Here is a 13,291-nt window from a genome sequence, read left to right on the forward strand (position 1 = left end):
AAGAAGGCAGAGCATTTAGATGAGCTCTGCCTTTTTTATTAGTTGCTGCCGCTGTTATTAGCGACCAAGAAATGCATAACCGGTAGTAAATGCAGCTTCTTGGAATTGACGTAAGCCCGTTGCACGGAAATCAATAGCCATAGGATTACGTTTTAATTTTTCTTTGATATCTGCATTAGACATAAAGTTAACATCAAGATCATCAATTAACTGAATAGCAGATTCAAGTTTAAAGCCGACAGAGCTTCCTGCAAATTTTCCGCGTGTTTCGCGAGTACGAATCACAACTTTTTCTACTTTGTAGTCATCAAGTAGTTTTTTAAATGCAAATTGGAAATCTCTCATTTTTTGGTTATCAAGAGAATTATCCATAATGAACTTCTGAGTACGGCATTCTGGAATACCGACCATTCCGCCCTCTAAAGTTAGTAGGCAAATAATAGCTTCATTGCTACGTAGTTCAACTGAACAAATTTTCATGTTTATACCTGAATCATAATATTTTGGACGTTATTGTAGGCTAAAAACGGGTTAGCTGTTAGTGATGCTGTCGTTTTTTATTAATATTGTTTATGTCTATAGATAACAAAGCCAACGACAAACTGTTATCGTTGGCAATGATTGTATGATTAGCTGCGTTTAACTGGTTTGTAAGCGCAACCAGCCGCTAAATATGTTTCTTTATCCGTAATTTCAAATGTAGTGTAAAAGAACCAAGCAATAAAACGCATCATTTCATCGCCATCATTCATTACCCATTCTGCAAACTCTTCAGGTTCACCTTGGTCATTATCTTGGCTAAATACGTGGTAAATACGTTTTTCACCGTCAATTTCAGCTAGACTAAAGTGGCCAATTAATGCTGCCGCAGCTTCTGCTACTTCTGGCTCTTCATTATTTGCTAGCGTCTCAAGGATTGCTGATACTGAATCAAGTTGTGCTAATTCTTTTACAAGTATTTCAAATTCTTCTTGTTGCATGATGTTATCTCATAATTACACTATGATGAGTATCATAACCTTAATTGTAAATAGAACCAAAATGTTCAACTTGCGTTAAGTACATTCGCATATCAAATTCAAGTTGATGGTATTGCGGTTCCATATGGCAACAAAGTTGGTAGAAGGCTTTGTTATGCTCTTTTTCTCTTAAATGTGCCAGTTCGTGAACAACAATCATGCGTAAAAAGGGCAATGGCGCATCTTTAAATACGGCAGCGATTCTGATTTCATGTTTTGCTTTAAGTTTATTACCGTGTACACGTGAAATAAAAGTATGTAGGCCCAATGCGTGATTTATAACATTAATTTTATTGTCGTAACCGACTTTACTGATCGGGGCTGATTTTTTCAAATACTGATTTTTTAATTCAATAACATAATCATAAAGGGCTTTTTCTGTTTTAATGGTATGTGGTGTAGGGTAACGGCTAAGAAGCAATGTTTTGAGTTGGTCTTTATCTATTAATTGCTGAACTTGATCCACTAGATGAGCAGGATAACCTTGAATATATTTGAGTTGTTGCATGACCGATATGACTCTTAACCAAAAGACTCATGCTATAAGGTGACTACCGTTGAAGCAACCTTATTATTTGATAGCATCAGTGGTAAGTTGAGTTAAAGTGGAAAAATAAATATATCAGTAACTAAGGATGATAACTGTGCACTTAAAAATACCACCACCAGTTTTAACGCTGATTGCATTATTTATTATGTATGTATGCACTTACTTACTCCCTTTGTGGCAATTTAAGCCATCATGGCTTATCGCTATACTACTCATTACAATTGCGATAGTTGTTGGTTTTTTAGCGGTATTAGCCTTAGTTAAAGCAGATACAACGATTAGCCCTTTTCTACCACAACAAACAGTCCGATTAGTTACTCGTGGAATATATCAATATAGTCGTAATCCAATGTATGTCAGTTTGCTACTCGTGTTAATTGCCGCAATATTTATTTATGGGGAATTATCAACAATACTGGGTATCGTTATATTTATGTTAGTGGTTAATCACTATCAGATAAAGCCAGAAGAAAATATATTGTTGCAGTTGTTTGGTGAAGAGTATGCTCGATATTGTCATCGAGTAAGACGATGGTTTTGATGATTAACTGTATTTAAGCTTTCACCTGCTTGTTGATTTTCATACACTGGGTAGCAATGGATAGAGACGTAAATGTTATTATTCAATGTAAGATTGATTTTAAGTAAATGAGGCAACACATGAGTAAAGCAAAAATTGGTATTGTAACCGTTAGTGATCGTGCAAGTGCTGGTATTTATGATGATATTTCAGGGCAAGCAATTATTGATACATTAAATGATTATCTTACCTCTGAGTGGGAGCCTGTTTATAAAGTCATTCCTGATGAGCAGGATGTGATTGAAGCAACATTAATTGAGATGACAGATATACAGCAATGTAGTTTGGTTGTGACAACGGGTGGAACGGGTCCGGCTAAGCGTGATGTTACACCTGAAGCAACAGAAGCAGTTTGTGATCGTATGATGCCTGGTTTTGGTGAATTAATGCGCACTGAGTCATTAAAATTTGTACCAACAGCCATTTTATCTCGTCAGACGGCTGGATTACGCGGTGATAGCTTAATTGTGAATTTACCGGGTAAGCCAAAATCTATTCGTGAATGTTTAGATGCCGTTTTTCCTGCTATTCCATATTGTATTGATTTAATGAATGGCCCATTTTTAACATGTAATGAAGATGTTATTAAACCCTTTCGTCCTAAAAACAAATAACTATTTTTAAATGATATTGTTTAGCGATACTTCGGTATCGCTTTTTTGTTTATTGAAGATAAATTGAATAAAGGTCACAAAAATAATAAATAAAAGTCAGTGAAATATTAATAACCTTTACCTTGTGAATTGTTTTTATTTGTTATTTGTAATATTCTCATGAAAATTTCATTATTAGCAGCATAAAAGCGTTAATGCATAGGTTTGAATATGGATGTTAAACAAAGTTGGGGTTTTATTTCTGTCTCTTTAGGCGTTATTTCTCTGCTATGGAGTGTTATGTCATTAAGTGGCATGATTGGTCAAGAGCATATATTTACTGAAATGGGAGCATTTCTTAATCTTGCTGGCTCTGATTTGTATCATAATACATATGCAGAAAATATATTAGCGGTCGACCAACATAAAAATTTTGTTGTTTTACTTGCAGGAATATGTATGGCGATTATTGGTTCATTATTAATGAAAAATTATTCTCGTAAGTCATCAAGTGTTCTTTAGTTATAAATTTTTAATGAGTAAAAATAAAATAGATAATATTTTTACTCATTGAAAAATGTGTGTCCATGTTTATACAAACCATCATAGCCTTACATTAATGATTTTTTAGCTTTTAATAAAAAAGTTAGTTATTTTTTGTGTTATTTCTCTGTCATTTTTTTGCTATTTAATCCAATATTAGAATGTTTTATTATAGTGATCGTGTCAAATAATTGACTGTATTTGAAGTTTTTACAGTATAATTACTACATAAGTCTATATATCTACTACAGAGCACTATTTAGACAAGTATGAATTATGAAACGAATAGTGTTAGAAGGTGATTTAAACGGTGAAAACAGAAACTATAAAAATAGCAGATGACGGTTACGCTATATTAATAAAAGCCAGTGATTTTTTACTACTTAATATGCTATTGACCTTTGTTCTATCTTTACATGATGTCAGTGAAACGGCTATTGGCTTAGGTGCTAGTTTTCTTTTTTCTGTCATTTTTTTACTTATTGGTGAATATTGTCGATTGTATAAAGAATTTGTCCGTAAAAATTATTATCATTCGATATTAAAAACATTATTAACTTTTTGTTTATCATTTATTGTATGGCATATTTTATGTCAACAATTGAATGAGTTTAATGGTATTAATAATATAAATTTAACTTATGTTGTTGTTTGGCAGTGGATGATATTATCGATTAGTTGCATGATTATCATTAAGTGTTTGGTTATTTATGCTATTCGTGAATTCTTAAGGCGTGAAGGGAAAATTAGAAGAATTGCAATATTAGGAATGACTAAAGGTGGTATTGCTATTGAGCATGCATTAAGAAAAGATATTCGTTACCAAAAATTTGAAATATCTTATTTTGATGATCGTGATCTTAATCGGTTTGGTTATTTATCAAAAGCACAACTTCGTGGAAATATAGATAAATTAGTACAGTTAGTTAAAAATAATGAAATTGATGAAGTTTATATTGCCTTACCAATGGTAGCAAAAAAACGTATTCAAAAAGTTTTAAAATTGTTATCGGATACCATTGTTGAAACATATATCGTTCCTGATTTGTATACTTATGATTTAAAGGTAAGTCAAATCCGTACTATTGATAATGTTCAAACATTCAGTGTGTTTAGTTCGCCATTTGAAGGTATGGGAGCAATGTTGAAGCGTATTGAAGATATCATAATCAGCATTGTCATTATTTTATTAATTTTACCAATATTGATTGCTGTCGCGATTGGCGTAAAGCGTAGTTCTCCAGGTCCAGTATTGTTTAAACAAGATCGCTATGGTTTAGGCGGTAAAAAAATTCGAGTCTGGAAATTTCGTTCGATGGGGGTAATGGAGAATGATGTTGTTGTTACTCAAGCGATTAGAAATGACCCTCGTGTAACTAAATTTGGTGCCTTTATTCGTCGAACATCATTAGATGAATTACCCCAATTTTTTAATGTGTTACAAGGTAGTATGTCTATTGTTGGCCCTCGACCACATGCTGTAGCACATAATGAAGAGTATCGAGTTTTGGTTAATAAATATATGTTACGCCATAAGGTTAAACCTGGTATTACTGGCCTTGCTCAAATTAAAGGTTTCCGTGGTGAAACTGATACGCTAGATAAAATGGAGATGCGTATTAAGTATGACTTACAATATATTCAAAATTGGACATTATCAAAAGATTTAAAGATTATTTTATTAACAATCTTTAAAGGATTCGTCAGTGAGACTGCATACTAAACTATGTGTTTATTTAAGATGAATAATATTTATTTATTATTAGTCGGTTGTATTTGTGCGACTTATAGCTTTGCTGTAAGTGCGGATAGTACTTTCCAAGAGTCTAATCATATAGATCCTTTTTTAGGTTTAGAATTTTCTTCATCAATCAACGCGGGCTATGGTTTTGATGATAACGTCTTGCATCAGCGCGATAGTAATATTATTAGTTCTGATTATTATGCGTTAAAACCGACTTTTAGTGTTGTTGGCCAGCGTAATACCAAAAATTTTGGTCTTTATTATTTAGGTGACTACCGAAATTACACTAATAACGTTGTAAAAAGTGATAGTTATGATGACCATCAATTTAATGGCGTGTTTAATTGGGAATTAGGTATTCGTCATCATTTATCTGTGACGGGAAGTTACAGTAAAAACCATGAAGCGTTAGGTACTGGCGTAACAAAAGGTTTTTTCTTTGATAACGATACATCAAAACCTGATATAGCGACGTTTAATGCTTTTAATATTACGCATGATATTGGTCGAACCGATAAAAAAATAGATACTCAATATACCTACGGTGCCAAAGGGGCCAAGGGAAATATTATTGTTGATTTATCACAAGCCCGTACTAATTATAACATTCTAAATAGTTATCAATCGGCGTTTAAAAATTATTTAGAAAATGAAAATGTTACAGAAAACGATGCACGACTTATTTTTAGGCATCAATATACAGACAGAACACGTTTTGATTATACCTTGATGTATAAAGATTTTAATTACCTTGATCATGAACGTAATAATAATGAGTTGATTGGTGCTTTTTCTGTACTTAGTCAGTTAACAGGAAAGTCAAAAATAGAAGCAACAGTGTCTAAAGTGCAAAAGAAAATGCAAAGTACGAATTTTTCTGGTGTAAATTGGAATGTTTCTTATAAATGGCAACCTGTTGATTATTCAACAATAATGTTAAAAACTTTAAGTGAAGTAAAAGAACCAGATAATACCGGCGATTTTGTACAATCATTTCAAAATAGCATTAGTTGGAAGCATCAATTTTTAGGGCATATAACAAGTTTATTATCTTATAAACATACCTCTGATAAGTATCATATTCGAAAACGAACTGATCGATATGATGATGTAGCGTTGAGCTTACACTACTTATTTAGACCTAAAGTCGAGTTTATTTTCGATTATCAATATACATTATTTCATACCAATAATAGTACTGATCCGGTATTTATTAATGGTGAAAATTATGATAGACGTTTAGGTTATGAGAAAAATCAATTTGGTTTATCAGTTAAAGTGGCGATTTAAAATGAAAAAGATAATAAGTATTATTTTAGTATTAACTCTTGGCTTGTTTATGAGTTCAGTTGTATCAGCTTCCTCAAAAACAGAAGTGCATGATTATTTACTTGGTGCTGGTGATCATATTCAGATTTTAGTATTTAATGAACCTGATTTATCGATGAAAGTAATTATTGATAGCAGTGGCAATATAATTTATCCGCTGATTGGTAAATTACAATTAGCCGGAAAAACACCTAATCAAGTTGCTATTGATATTCGGAATAGGCTGAAAGACGGTTATATTAACCATCCAATGGTAACTGTTTCAATGCTTGAGTTTCGTCCAGTGTATGTTTCTGGTGAAGTTAAGACGCCAGGGAGTTATGAATACCAACCGGGGTTAACAGTAGAGAAAATTATCGCAGTTGCTGGAGGATTTACTGATCGAGCCGATCGTAGTGATATTGATCTTCGTCGCTCAAATGGGCAACTTTTGAAAGATGTTATAGTAACTCAGGTCATTTCTCCTGGTGATATAGTTATTATTGATCAAAGTTTTTTCTAGATAGGATAGTTATCGATGAGTTCATTATTTGTTGAAGAAGGAAGTAAATTAGAAAGTACTATTGATTTTTCACGATTATTTAAATTAACAAAGAAAAATTGGTGGAAAATTTTAGCTTTTGTTGTGATTGTAACAGGTCTATCAATTCCATTTATTTTAAAATTAACACCAAAATATGAAGCTTATGCTACCGTATTGCTAAAGGCTCAACTCGCGAATCCAACAACATTTGATAAAGTCATTGATTTTGATTCTACACGTCGAGAGTATTATGAAACGCAGTACCAATTATTAAAATCTCGCCGTGTGATTTCACGGGTGGTTGATAATTTGAAGTTGTATGAAAATCACGAATTTATTGGAAATAAAGAAGACAAACTAGATACGTTAGCGAAACAAAAAGAACGTAGCATTCAATATGTATTGAAACATATGACGGTATCACCTATTCGAAAAACACAATTAGTTGCAATTGGTTTTGAATCAATAACAGCAAAAGATGCAGCAGCTGTTGCTAATGATATTGTTAAAGTGTTTGTTAATTATTCAGTTGAAGATAATCGAGATGCTAATTTAAATGTATCATCATTGCTAAAAACAGAAGTAAGTGACTTAAATCATAAATTAAAAGCTAAGGAAGCTAAGCTAAATGCATTCCTAAAGACTGAAGGTTTAATTACTTTTCGTGGTGTTGATGGTTTTCAAACTGAACAATTATCATTATTGATGGATAATTTGGCGACGGCTACCGCTCAACGGGTAAATCTAGAAGCGCTTTATAATGTTGTGACGACTTATAAAAAACAAGGATTCAATGCATTAGCGGCTATTCCTGATGTTTCTCGTCATCCGCAGATGGAAAATTTACGGCAGATGATTATTGAGCAGAAAACACAATTGGCAGATCTTAAACACCGTTATGGTCCTAAATACGAGAAAGTAATTCAAGCTCAATCACAACTGAATATTCTTCAACGTCAAGCAACTAACTTAATTAATGAAATAGCAGAAGGGATTAAAGAGCAATATCAATTGGCAATAATTAAGCAAAATCAATTACAAACTGCTGTTGATAAACGGACAAACGCATTTCAGCTATTAGGTGAGAAAAAAACGATATATAACAATATGATGGATAAAATTAGTCAAACGCGTACGTTATATAATCAACTGCTACAACGCCAGAATGAAACACAAGTAAGTGGCCAATTTTCTGAACCTACGGCAAAAGTGATTGATAGTGCGATCGTGCCATTAAAGCCAACAAAACCGAATAAAAAATTATTAATTATCGTTATCGCTATTATGTCATTACTGATCTCGGTTTTATTTGTCATTGTAATGGCGGCCTTAAATAATAAAGTAATGTCTATCAATGAAGTAAAACGACGCTTAGGCCTTGAGGTTATTGGTGAGATTAAGTTATATCCACAACATGTTACTCCTCAATTAGTGTTTGATAATAGTGTGGAATTTTCAACATTAGATGAAGCCTCATTAGGTATTCGTAGTCAACTATTATTGTTTAATACTGATGCTAAAATGTTAGCTGTGACATCGGCAACGACGGGAGAGGGGAAGTCATTAGTCTCGACATTAGTTGCTAAAGCGATGGCTATTGATACTAAAGTATTATTGATTGATCTGAATCTACGTCATCCCAGCATTACTCATTCTTTTGGCTATGCTAATAATAGTGGATTAACTGATATTCTTTATAATAATGTATTTGCGCGAGATGTTATTGTTAATCATCATGGAGTTGATATTTTAACTATTGGAAGTGATACAACGCGTTCACCATTATTAGTATTAACGCATAATAAGTTAAGATCTTTATGTGCTGAACTACGACATGAATATGATTATATTATTATAGATACACCTGCGGTGATGGATGCTAAAGATACTTTTTTAATTAGCCAGCTTACTGATGCTATTTTGTTTGTGGTTGCTTCTAATTATAATAGTTCTAATCTTTCTGTATCTGCGATAAACCAACTTAAACAATATAAAGCAACGGTGTTGGGGTGTATATTGAATAAAGTAAGTGAATCACTTTTAGAATCAAATGAGAATATAACAGTAACTTCGCCAAAGGATGTTCTTTTATGAGTTTAATAAAAGGGGCCTCTACGTTAGGTGGCGCTTCCGTTATTTCACAATTGATAGGTGCGTGTACTATCCTTTTTATGTCATACCGTTTTGGTATGTCTGATGTGGGTAATTATGCACTTACATTTAGTATTATTATAATTGGTGCTCAAATCGCACTTTATGGTTCGCATTTTTTACTCCCTAAAGTTGATCAACAAGATATAGGTAAAGCTATTGTATTTTGTCTGTTGCAATCTTGGATTTCGAGTGCAATTTATATTTATATTGTCAGTCATTTTTTTACATTACCTTTTTTTGCGATTTATATATTAACCGCCAGTTATTCAATGATGATTATTTCTGAGTATGTTTTCTTACGAAATAAGGTGTTTAGTAAATTAGCTATTCAACGCATATCTGTTACTTCAATCGTATTTTTGGCACTATTAATATCATGGAACATTGAGTGTTTTTATTATATATGGGCGAGTGCACATTTATGTTTGATTGGTTATTGGTTGTATAAGTATTTAGACTTTAGTGTTTTTTCTAAATCTGATTTTTTACCAACAACCCAAGTTCGTTTTTTTATTAAACACTGGAATCATTTATCACGAGTAGGTACTGCTGAAGTTGTTGCTAATGCAAGCTTACAGTTACCCACGGTGTTGATTAATTATTGGTTTAGTCCATTAGTTGCAGGTTATTTTGCTGTCGTTAACCGTTTTTGTTTATCACCTGTACTTATTCTTGGACAATCAGTGCGTAATTATACGTTTTCTAAATGGTCTGAAGATTTTCGTAATAAAGTATTTAATTACGGTGAGTTTAAGCAAGTACGATTATTTTTAATGGCGATCGCAATAATGATTGTTAGCGGTATTTATTTTGTTTATCCATGGTTAACGCAACATGTCCTTGGTGAACAATGGGTACAGTCTGTTGAAACCTCACGTTTAATGTTGCCTTATGTATTTGTGATGCTTGCTTTTGTACCAATGACTGTTATTGAATTAATATTTGGGACGCCTAATTATTTTTTACGCATTCAATGTGAGCAGCTAGTCATTGTTGTGTTAGCATTTTTAATAATGCCATTAATTTATAAAAGCTATGCAGTTTCATTGTTAGCCTTCACTGTGTTAACGGCAGGAAGATACTTAATGATTTATATTAAAATTAATAAGCATGCCATTGTTTTGCGTGATGAGGGCGTCATGTAGATGAATACTGGCACCTTTTTTCAGGTTTATGTCTTTATCACACTTGTTTTTAGTGGTACTGCTCAGTATTTTTCAAATATTGATGCTTTTCTATGGTTACCTTTTATTATGACGATGGTAATGGTTGCATTGGTACCATTACAAACCCGTTATAATTATGCGCAACTGGATCAGCTTGAAGCGGCAATATTAGTACTTTTTAGTGGTTTTTTTGTATTAGCGATAACTAGTACATTGATGCAAGAAGGGCTAAAAACGACTATTGCAGGTATTAAAAATGGGTTAGGAATATCATTGTTATTACCTTGTTTGATCCTTGGTTTTTGTCGTGAATCACAATTGTATCGGATCACTCAAAAGTTATATTGGGTATTCTATGCTCAAATACCATTGGTAATATATCAAGCTTTAGTGGTTGTTCCTGCTCGTGTAGCTTTTCAAGGTAAAATGGATTCATGGGATTCTGTAGTAGGTACCTTTGGCGGTAGTATGGTTGCTGGCGGTAATGGGGCATCTATGGGGTTATTTACCTTACTTATTATGATGATGAAATTGTCTGAATATAAGCATGGTGTCGCTAAGTTATGGTCATTAGCTCTTCATATAATAATAGGATTTAGTATTTGTGTTATTGCTGAAGTAAAATTTGTCACTTTATTAGCACCGTTCTTTTTACTTTATGTCTATATTAAATCTAGTTATATTAAAGAAGTCAGAGTTATTGATTTTAAAACAATTATTTTATCTATTGTGGGGATTTTTATACTATTATCATTAATAATAACTATTTTATCATTAGGATTCTCAAGTAAATATCAATCACATTCGATGAGTATTTTTGATATATTTCTACAAAATATTGGTTATATTTTTGATCCAACGATCATCGTCGCAGGTCTTGATGGTAACTTAGATGAATTAGGACGTGTAACGGCATTAGCATTTTGGTCATACCATTCTGATATTTATGGCCTTGTGAATCAATTATTTGGTTATGGTTTAAATAGTTCAAATGCTGGTGGGGTCGATCCTGGTTATATTGCAATGTTGTTTGAATTAAGTTTAGGTTCAACAGCATTAGCCATTTTTTTATGGGAAATTGGCCTTGTAGGAACTGGATTATTATTAGCGATTGTATTTCTTATTTTGAAAGGGTCAAAGCCAAAACCATTATTTTCGACTAAGGATTTATCAAAAGAAGATATTAAATTACTCGCGTATCAGCCTGCTTTTATTGGATTTATTATTGCAGGTCTAATTACTTTGCCTTATTCGCCGTTACTTGCATTGATACCCGTATTTCAATTTCAGTTCTATTTTGTGTTAGGTGCAATAATGATTATTCGTAAAGCGACCTTAACAAAAGCAAGAGGTTTGACATGCTTGAATTGATTAAAAAAGAGTTAATATTAAATCTGAGTTTAACATCTAAATTTTTTATTGTTAACTTTCGATTAGCATCTTTATTTTATACTTCTGGAAGAATAAAAAAAATATTTATTATTAACGTTATTATTCTTAAATTACTCAAATTTATCTGTGGGCTTGATATATCACCAAAAACAAAGATTGGTGCTGGGTTCATATTATATCACCCTCAAAATATTGTCATTAATGCGGATAGTATATTAGGAGACAATGTGATGCTTAAACACAATGTTACTATTGGTAATAAAGTCGATCATGTTACTGGCCTGCATGTATCACCCGTTATTGGCAATAATGTTGAATTAAGCCCTGGAGTGGTTGTGTTAGGTAACGTGAGTATTGGCGATAATTCAATTATTGGTGCGGGAGCAATTGTTGTGAAAAGTATACCTAAAAATTCGATTGCGGTTGGGAATCCTGCAAAAGTGATTAAACAAGTCGAGGAGGGCTGACTGATGGATAATAAAGTCAATGTGATTAACTTTGTGCCTGAAGAGTTACCATCTTATCGTCCAGACGTTGATGTTTTATATTCTAAAGAGTTACCCAAAGAGGGCGTCAATACCACGATTGTTGGTATGCCTAAAACTGAAACTGTGAATATTCAAACAGAAGGTAGCACATTAAAAACAAGTAAAAAAACAGCTAATCGTCATTTAGATTCAGTGGTTTATTTCTTTAATGCTGCAAAGTTAGCTTTTAGTGCAAAAAAAGACGGTTTTCAATTAATTCAAGTGCGTGACATGGTGTGGGTTGGTTTAACTTGTTTAGTGATCGCTAAATTAATTAAGCTACCTTATACCTATTGGGTGTCATTTTTGTATGCTGAAAGTCGTATTCTGCGAGCGAAAGATCAAACTGAAAATATACCGAGCTGGAAGCGTCCGATTATTTTAGCGCGTGGTTTGCTTGAGGCGTTTATTCTTTATCGTATTATTTTACCGCACTCAGAGCGTATATATGTACAAAGTGACTTTATGCTTAATTATATTAAAGATAAAGGCATTGAACAAAGCAATATGATGGTTGTGCCAATGGGTGTTGATTTTGAGAAGATTGATGGCTTTGTTAATACCGATGCTATAAAAATACAACAATGGGGTGATGCGCCTGTTATTGGTTATCTAGGTAGTCTTGATCGACTTCGTAAACTTGACGTTATTATTGAAGCATTTAAAGAAGCTAAGGTTACTGTGCCAGATCTTAAATTACTTTTTGTTGGTGATTCTGAAGTGATGAAAGATCGCGAGTTTTTACAACAAACAGCTGATGATATGGGATTGAGTGATGATTTTCATATTACAGGTTGGGTACAAACAGAGCAGGCGTGGGCATATCTTAAAGGTGTCGATATGGTGATTGGTTTTATGAACCGCGGATTGTTGTTAGATGTATCAACACCGACCAAGGCAATGGAATATATGGCACTTAAAAAAGCCATGATTTGTAATGATTCACCTGATCATCAATTTGTGATTGAGCAATCTGGCTGTGGGCGAGTAACTAATGGAACAAGCCAATCATATGCTGCTGCGATGGTTGAATTGGCACAACAGCCAATGACACTAACAGAGCTAGATGCTGGATATAATTACATTAAAAATAACCGTTCTTACGCGTTTATTGGTGAGCAAGTTGCTGCTGATATTAAGAATGTTGTTAATCAAAAAAATTCCTAATGGC

General features: G+C 33.0%; 13 protein-coding genes and 1 pseudogene. 11 read left to right on the plus strand and 3 right to left on the minus strand.

Annotated elements, in window-relative coordinates; genetic code table 11:
• Positions 1-57: 57 nt before the first annotated feature.
• The 3 genes from GLP24_RS11265 to GLP24_RS11275 form a co-directional block, all read right to left on the minus strand.
• Positions 58-480, minus strand: coding sequence for a DUF3010 family protein (locus tag GLP24_RS11265; protein ID WP_101769419.1), 423 nt, complete (start codon positions 478-480; stop codon positions 58-60).
• A gap of 149 nt (positions 481-629) precedes the next feature.
• Positions 630-980, minus strand: a complete 351-nt coding sequence (locus tag GLP24_RS11270; protein ID WP_152653355.1) for a hypothetical protein — start codon at positions 978-980, stop codon at positions 630-632.
• Between the two features lie 40 nt (positions 981-1,020).
• Positions 1,021-1,527 carry a M48 metallopeptidase family protein gene (locus GLP24_RS11275; protein ID WP_221942959.1) on the minus strand — a complete coding sequence of 169 codons (507 nt, stop codon included), beginning with the start codon at positions 1,525-1,527 and terminating at the stop codon, positions 1,021-1,023.
• 136 nt (positions 1,528-1,663) lie between these two features.
• Here GLP24_RS11275 and GLP24_RS11280 point away from each other — a divergent pair, with 136 nt between their 5' ends.
• The 11 genes and pseudogenes from GLP24_RS11280 (at position 1,664) to GLP24_RS11335 (ending at position 13,287) form a co-directional block, all read left to right on the plus strand.
• Positions 1,664-2,110: a methyltransferase family protein gene (locus GLP24_RS11280; protein WP_232575354.1), complete on the plus strand. Its 447-nt coding sequence runs from the start codon at positions 1,664-1,666 to the stop codon at positions 2,108-2,110.
• Between the two features lie 119 nt (positions 2,111-2,229).
• Positions 2,230-2,763, plus strand: coding sequence for a molybdopterin adenylyltransferase (mog, locus tag GLP24_RS11285; RefSeq protein WP_101770450.1), 534 nt, complete (start codon positions 2,230-2,232; stop codon positions 2,761-2,763).
• Between the two features lie 210 nt (positions 2,764-2,973).
• Positions 2,974-3,264 (plus strand): molybdenum cofactor biosynthesis protein, encoded by a 291-nt coding sequence (locus tag GLP24_RS11290; RefSeq protein WP_101770454.1) that lies wholly within the window; start codon positions 2,974-2,976, stop codon positions 3,262-3,264.
• A gap of 331 nt (positions 3,265-3,595) precedes the next feature.
• Positions 3,596-5,008 carry an undecaprenyl-phosphate glucose phosphotransferase gene (locus GLP24_RS11295; RefSeq protein ID WP_232616026.1) on the plus strand — a complete coding sequence of 471 codons (1,413 nt, stop codon included), beginning with the start codon at positions 3,596-3,598 and terminating at the stop codon, positions 5,006-5,008.
• Between the two features lie 18 nt (positions 5,009-5,026).
• Positions 5,027-6,319: an outer membrane beta-barrel protein gene (locus GLP24_RS11300; RefSeq protein ID WP_232616027.1), complete on the plus strand. Its 1,293-nt coding sequence runs from the start codon at positions 5,027-5,029 to the stop codon at positions 6,317-6,319.
• A 1-nt stretch (position 6,320) separates the two neighbouring features.
• Complete coding sequence (locus GLP24_RS11305; RefSeq protein ID WP_232575351.1) at positions 6,321-6,860, plus strand: polysaccharide biosynthesis/export family protein; 540 nt, start codon at positions 6,321-6,323, stop codon at positions 6,858-6,860.
• A gap of 15 nt (positions 6,861-6,875) precedes the next feature.
• Positions 6,876-8,975, plus strand: a complete 2,100-nt coding sequence (locus GLP24_RS11310) for a GumC family protein (protein WP_232575350.1) — start codon at positions 6,876-6,878, stop codon at positions 8,973-8,975.
• Complete coding sequence (locus tag GLP24_RS11315; protein ID WP_101767850.1) at positions 8,972-10,180, plus strand: lipopolysaccharide biosynthesis protein; 1,209 nt, start codon at positions 8,972-8,974, stop codon at positions 10,178-10,180. The genes GLP24_RS11310 and GLP24_RS11315 overlap by 4 nt, the downstream gene beginning before the upstream one ends.
• On the plus strand, positions 10,181-11,572 hold the full coding sequence (locus GLP24_RS11320; protein ID WP_232575349.1) for a capsular biosynthesis protein: 1,392 nt from the start codon (positions 10,181-10,183) through the stop codon (positions 11,570-11,572).
• A gap of 326 nt (positions 11,573-11,898) precedes the next feature.
• Positions 11,899-12,060: pseudogene (locus GLP24_RS19950) on the plus strand (sugar O-acetyltransferase); the annotation flags it as partial.
• Positions 12,061-12,063: 3 nt separating this feature from the next.
• A complete protein-coding gene (locus GLP24_RS11335; RefSeq protein ID WP_232599497.1) occupies positions 12,064-13,287 on the plus strand; it encodes a glycosyltransferase in 1,224 nt (407 codons plus the stop codon).
• The last annotated feature ends 4 nt before the right edge of the window (positions 13,288-13,291 follow it).

It is taken from the genome of Photobacterium carnosum (assembly GCF_021236965.1).
Classification (GTDB): Bacteria; Pseudomonadota; Gammaproteobacteria; order Enterobacterales; family Vibrionaceae; genus Photobacterium; species Photobacterium carnosum.

Bases quoted from the DNA above. Each gene is read 5' to 3' on its own strand.
- GLP24_RS11265 (WP_101769419.1), bottom strand. From the start codon at position 480: ATGAAAATTTGTTCAGTTGAACTACGTAGCAATGAAGCTATTATTTGC.
- GLP24_RS11270 (WP_152653355.1), bottom strand. From the start codon at position 980: ATGCAACAAGAAGAATTTGAAATACTTGTAAAAGAATTAGCACAACTT.
- GLP24_RS11275 (WP_221942959.1), bottom strand. From the start codon at position 1,527: ATGCAACAACTCAAATATATTCAAGGTTATCCTGCTCATCTAGTGGAT.
- mog (WP_101770450.1), top strand. From the start codon at position 2,230: ATGAGTAAAGCAAAAATTGGTATTGTAACCGTTAGTGATCGTGCAAGT.
- GLP24_RS11290 (WP_101770454.1), top strand. From the start codon at position 2,974: ATGGATGTTAAACAAAGTTGGGGTTTTATTTCTGTCTCTTTAGGCGTT.
- GLP24_RS11300 (WP_232616027.1), top strand. From the start codon at position 5,027: ATGAATAATATTTATTTATTATTAGTCGGTTGTATTTGTGCGACTTAT.
- GLP24_RS11305 (WP_232575351.1), top strand. From the start codon at position 6,321: ATGAAAAAGATAATAAGTATTATTTTAGTATTAACTCTTGGCTTGTTT.
- GLP24_RS11310 (WP_232575350.1), top strand. From the start codon at position 6,876: ATGAGTTCATTATTTGTTGAAGAAGGAAGTAAATTAGAAAGTACTATT.
- GLP24_RS11315 (WP_101767850.1), top strand. From the start codon at position 8,972: ATGAGTTTAATAAAAGGGGCCTCTACGTTAGGTGGCGCTTCCGTTATT.
- GLP24_RS11320 (WP_232575349.1), top strand. From the start codon at position 10,181: ATGAATACTGGCACCTTTTTTCAGGTTTATGTCTTTATCACACTTGTT.
- GLP24_RS11335 (WP_232599497.1), top strand. From the start codon at position 12,064: ATGGATAATAAAGTCAATGTGATTAACTTTGTGCCTGAAGAGTTACCA.